Source organism: Staphylococcus ureilyticus, assembly GCF_002902235.1.
Lineage (GTDB): Bacteria > Bacillota > Bacilli > Staphylococcales > Staphylococcaceae > Staphylococcus > Staphylococcus ureilyticus.
This window is the reverse complement of sequence record NZ_PPRL01000161.1, coordinates 1-3,930: the sequence shown is the minus strand read 5'-3', so window position 1 is coordinate 3,930 and position 3,930 is coordinate 1. Positions and strand designations below refer to the sequence as shown.

Genomic DNA, 3,930 nt, shown 5'->3' with positions numbered 1-3,930 from the left:
GAGCTATTTAAAAAGATTGGTGAAAGAACATCAATAATAAAATCACTTTATAATACAGTTAAAATCTATATATTTGTAGTGATACCAGTAATAGTATTAGCAGCAATTTGTGAAGAATATTTAAGAAAAATTTTATATTCTCTTCTTTCAGTTATATAAATAACTCACCATTAGCAGAAATATTGATAAGGGGTTGTATCTAAAAATTCGTAGAGTTTGAGAGTTAATAAATTTTGTATATAAAAGCAATAGAGCAGAGATACATGAAATTAATTAGCAATATCTTAGAAGCAACAAAATAGAAGATAATGTTCACTTAAAAAATAAAGTAATATTCATACTAAATGTGTGATTATTTTATGGGAGATAAGGTATCTATATAGTAAAGGGGAATGCTGTATGGACATAATTGGAAAAATATTAACATTTGCAATGAATACATTTTCTAACTTTGCAGGTAGTGGCTCCTTGATTGAGGATATTAAAAAAAGATTTAAAGAAAATTCAAAAAAAGAAAATTAGCTATTTCCACCCGTCAGTATAATTTCTGATGGGTGTTTTCGTATTATATTTAAAAAGCACAAAAAATAACATTTTGAAAGAGTGATTATTATGATTGAAAAGTTGAAATCTGTAGGTGAAGCACCGATTGAACTTCTTTTGCTGGCAGACCCATCAAAAAATTTAATTTTAAATTATTTAAAAAAAAGGAGAATGCTTTGTATATAAAGAAAATAATGAAGTTTTAGGGTGCTATGTATTACAAAAAATTAATCAAGATAAAATTGAATTAGTTAACATAGCAGTACTAGAATCTAAACAGAAAATGGGAATTGGTAAAAAGTTGTTAACAAATGCTTTTGAATATGCCAAGAAGAATGGTTACAAAAATATCGAGGTTGGAACAGGTAATTCTAGTATTGGGCAAATTATATTTTATCAAAAAATGGGTTTTAGAATGCGTAATATAGATGTAGGGTTTTATGATAGAAATTATAATGAAAAAATTTATGAAAATGGAATATTGTGTAGAGATATGATTCGTTTTATAAAGGAATTATAATGTGACTTTTAGGAAGAGATCATAACTTTACAATTGAAATACAGACTATTTTCACACAATATAAATTTAATCTAGGGTATCTTAGTATGAAATCATATTTAAAACAATATTTATGAGGACTTTTACATGAAATTTCTTAGAAAGGTGTTTGCAACTATCGCATCATTTATTGTAGATGTTATTGGAGGTAGCTATTTAGCAGATATCACTTTTTTGAATAAGATTTATTACAAGAAAGATAATAAAACTAAGAAGAAGGACTGCATTTACGATGACAATTTGGTTTTCAATATTGGGAATGTGGTTTTGCATCGGAATTGCATTTTTAGCCATTTATTTAAATAAGAAAAATAATAAAAATTAATGAGTAACAGAACACATAAGTTTGAAAAATGAAAGGCTGTATTTATTTGGTTTTTATATACATAATTTTATCAGCTATTTTACTTTATTATGCAATTAAATACGGTATTAGAGATGGTTTAATTGATCATGATGCTAATAAAGAAAAACTTATCTATTTAAATAAAAGTGCAAATTTAGTTGAAGAAATTGGATATTTATATAGTACGATGGCTCAAGAAGACGAATCTAAAGCTAAGAGCATATATGATAGGTCACTAGATGTATTATTGTCTGAAGTGGAACCTAATGAAAAGTACAATACTATGATTGAACTAAAAAAACAGATAATCAATTTGAAAGATGGATAAATTATTATTAGGAGATGAATAAAATGGATATACTAAAAATTATATTTTTAATTTTAGTTGTGATTTCACTCGTGATTTTTATTGGTTATTCTATTTTTACTTTTTATTATATTTTAAGTAAAAAGAAAAAGGAAATGTCTGATAATGAATATCAAGAAAAACTTAAAAAGGTAGGAATAACAAATGTTATAATTCTTATTGTGGTGGTTCTAGTTACTATTGTTTACACTTTGATTCCTTGATTAATAATAAAAAGGTATAAATATATTTATTTAATAAAGTTTGATATAAAACATACGTAATATTAAGGAAAAAAGGCATAACTTTGATAATAAAGGCAAGGATATGCATAATAAATCATATTAAATTGCTTATAAAAGCTATTTAACAGTGTTTTAAGTTTTTTAAGTGAACTTTCTATAATTTCATTATTGTTGAAGTTTGTATAGTGATGATTTAGATTAATCGTCATCATCTAATAAATTTGTAACATTTACAATGATTTCTCTTGTATCAACATTAAACGATACATCATTTCCATAACTTAGTGATTTAACTTTTATAGCATCATTTTCCAATTTTAAATATAGGGTAACGTGTTGATAGTTTTCTAAAATAACTAGTGTATCTTCGTCTCTGACTATATTATATGATCCTTTGCCATTAATTGTAACTGTCCAATTATTGAATTCTATGATACCCATCTCCTTTTATATATTATTCATCTTTTTCTAATCCTAAAATAACCATTAACACCACTGAAATGAGCATGAATGGTACAAAAATAGATGTTATTAAAAATCCGACAATCACGATTAGGTAAAATTCATCAATTTTATATTTGCCAAATTGCATCATATCACTTCTCATAAAGTTATATTACATCTTGTTATAATCATCTATCGTAACGCCATCTTTTTCTATTTTTTTCGTACTAGCCCGTATTAATAAAATTGCATTACCCATAAAGAGTACTGCTAATATTAATGAAGTGGTAAATCCACTAATATTTGTATAATTAAAAATTATGAGTGTTATCATTAAAATGATATTAATTGTATGGTGTATAGCCATTCTCTTATTCACTTTCTTCACCCCTCAGGTATTGATTCTCTATTTTTAAAATTTGGATTCAAAAATTTGTAATGAACTACCCAGCATTATTGTATTTTGACTCGAAATCCATGAGTGCAATAGTATAATTTTTCCACCATGAATCTTTTTGATAATATTCTAAAAGTACTTTTAATTCCATAATACTATATGTAACTGTGCAATCTGCAAATATTAAAGGATAAGATAGTGTATGTCCTTCATACCAAAAACCCATATCATCAATTAATCTATTCAAATTATGTCAACTCCTAGAATACTTTGGGGGTGTTGCTATTTATTCGTATAACTTTGATGTATTTAAGTATCATATTGCTTAAATCATATATATGATTTAAAAATTTTTATTTTTTTGATGGATACAACATATGCTTTATAAAAAGTATGTTAGCATTGAAATAATATTATAACAAAAAGGGGTAATTATATGTGGAATAATATTGAGATAATTGTTTCATTTATTATATTTGTAGGTGCGCTTATATTTGCTGTTTATTCATTTTACAATAATTCTATTACAGTTGGCGTTGGTGCTTTAATTGTGACTACAGTAAATATCTATTACATGATTAAGGCATTAAGAGCTAAAAGAGAAGATAATTACTAAGTGCAGATAGTGTATTAAAGAAATATAGAGACATTTGGATAATTCAGCACATTATTAATAAATTAACTCAAGATATAGATTTATGTAAATACGGGTGAAATATTTTTCTAAAAGTATTAGTTCAACAGGAGTGAGAAATTTGAGGAATAATATGGATATGGGTTTTATGATTGCTAATTTTATGAATATAATTTTAGTATTATTATTTGCTTTTGGTACATTCAATCATCTTAATGTTTTTCTTACCGTGATTTTTGCAATAATAACTGTTTTAAATGCAGGCTTTTTGCTTTATAAAAGTATTGAAATTTCAAAGAAAAGTAACCGTTAAAAGGCTTAACTAAAGTGTTTTCTACCTTTATAGTCCACTCACAGAAATTTAAAAAACATAAATACTAATCTTAAGTATTTTAAAATGAATGTTCATATTGCAT

General features: G+C 25.2%; 9 protein-coding genes and 2 pseudogenes. 7 read left to right on the top strand and 4 right to left on the bottom strand.

Translation table 11 applies throughout. The features are described 5' to 3' along the window. The 5 genes and pseudogenes from CD150_RS13830 to CD150_RS12855 all read left to right on the top strand — a co-directional run. A pseudogene (locus tag CD150_RS13830) lies at nucleotides 1-159 on the top strand (stage II sporulation protein M); the annotation flags it as partial. Between the two features lie 240 nt (nucleotides 160-399). Then, nucleotides 400-522: a hypothetical protein gene (locus tag CD150_RS13890; RefSeq protein ID WP_256633945.1), complete on the top strand. Its 123-nt coding sequence runs from the start codon at nucleotides 400-402 to the stop codon at nucleotides 520-522. Nucleotides 523-612: 90 nt separating this feature from the next. Beyond that, nucleotides 613-1,063: pseudogene (locus tag CD150_RS12870) on the top strand (GNAT family N-acetyltransferase). A gap of 410 nt (nucleotides 1,064-1,473) precedes the next feature. Then, a complete protein-coding gene (locus CD150_RS12860; protein WP_073345480.1) occupies nucleotides 1,474-1,776 on the top strand; it encodes a hypothetical protein in 303 nt (100 codons plus the stop codon). A 23-nt stretch (nucleotides 1,777-1,799) separates the two neighbouring features. Next, nucleotides 1,800-2,018 carry a hypothetical protein gene (locus tag CD150_RS12855; protein ID WP_073345212.1) on the top strand — a complete coding sequence of 73 codons (219 nt, stop codon included), beginning with the start codon at nucleotides 1,800-1,802 and terminating at the stop codon, nucleotides 2,016-2,018. Between the two features lie 219 nt (nucleotides 2,019-2,237). Here the strand turns inward: CD150_RS12855 and CD150_RS12850 are convergent, their stop codons facing one another. From CD150_RS12850 to CD150_RS12840, 4 genes are all read right to left on the bottom strand, one after another. After that, nucleotides 2,238-2,471 carry a hypothetical protein gene (locus tag CD150_RS12850; RefSeq protein WP_073345476.1) on the bottom strand — a complete coding sequence of 78 codons (234 nt, stop codon included), beginning with the start codon at nucleotides 2,469-2,471 and terminating at the stop codon, nucleotides 2,238-2,240. Nucleotides 2,472-2,493: 22 nt separating this feature from the next. After that, a complete protein-coding gene (locus CD150_RS13520; RefSeq protein ID WP_157948025.1) occupies nucleotides 2,494-2,634 on the bottom strand; it encodes a hypothetical protein in 141 nt (46 codons plus the stop codon). Between the two features lie 21 nt (nucleotides 2,635-2,655). Next, complete coding sequence (locus tag CD150_RS12845; protein WP_073345208.1) at nucleotides 2,656-2,862, bottom strand: hypothetical protein; 207 nt, start codon at nucleotides 2,860-2,862, stop codon at nucleotides 2,656-2,658. Nucleotides 2,863-2,926: 64 nt separating this feature from the next. Continuing rightward, nucleotides 2,927-3,127 (bottom strand): hypothetical protein, encoded by a 201-nt coding sequence (locus CD150_RS12840; RefSeq protein WP_046207083.1) that lies wholly within the window; start codon nucleotides 3,125-3,127, stop codon nucleotides 2,927-2,929. A gap of 189 nt (nucleotides 3,128-3,316) precedes the next feature. Here CD150_RS12840 and CD150_RS12835 point away from each other — a divergent pair, with 189 nt between their 5' ends. Both CD150_RS12835 and CD150_RS12830 read left to right on the top strand, forming a co-directional pair. Beyond that, a complete protein-coding gene (locus CD150_RS12835; RefSeq protein ID WP_046207082.1) occupies nucleotides 3,317-3,496 on the top strand; it encodes a hypothetical protein in 180 nt (59 codons plus the stop codon). 151 nt (nucleotides 3,497-3,647) lie between these two features. After that, the gene (locus CD150_RS12830; protein WP_064263949.1) at nucleotides 3,648-3,827 is read left to right on the top strand and encodes a hypothetical protein; all 180 of its coding nucleotides are present in this window, start codon (nucleotides 3,648-3,650) and stop codon (nucleotides 3,825-3,827) included. Nucleotides 3,828-3,930: the final 103 nt, after the last annotated feature.

Bases quoted from the DNA above. Each gene is read 5' to 3' on its own strand.
- CD150_RS12830 (WP_064263949.1), top strand. From the start codon at position 3,648: ATGGATATGGGTTTTATGATTGCTAATTTTATGAATATAATTTTAGTA.
- CD150_RS13890 (WP_256633945.1), top strand. From the start codon at position 400: ATGGACATAATTGGAAAAATATTAACATTTGCAATGAATACATTTTCT.
- CD150_RS13520 (WP_157948025.1), bottom strand. From the start codon at position 2,634: ATGATGCAATTTGGCAAATATAAAATTGATGAATTTTACCTAATCGTG.
- CD150_RS12855 (WP_073345212.1), top strand. From the start codon at position 1,800: ATGGATATACTAAAAATTATATTTTTAATTTTAGTTGTGATTTCACTC.
- CD150_RS12835 (WP_046207082.1), top strand. From the start codon at position 3,317: ATGTGGAATAATATTGAGATAATTGTTTCATTTATTATATTTGTAGGT.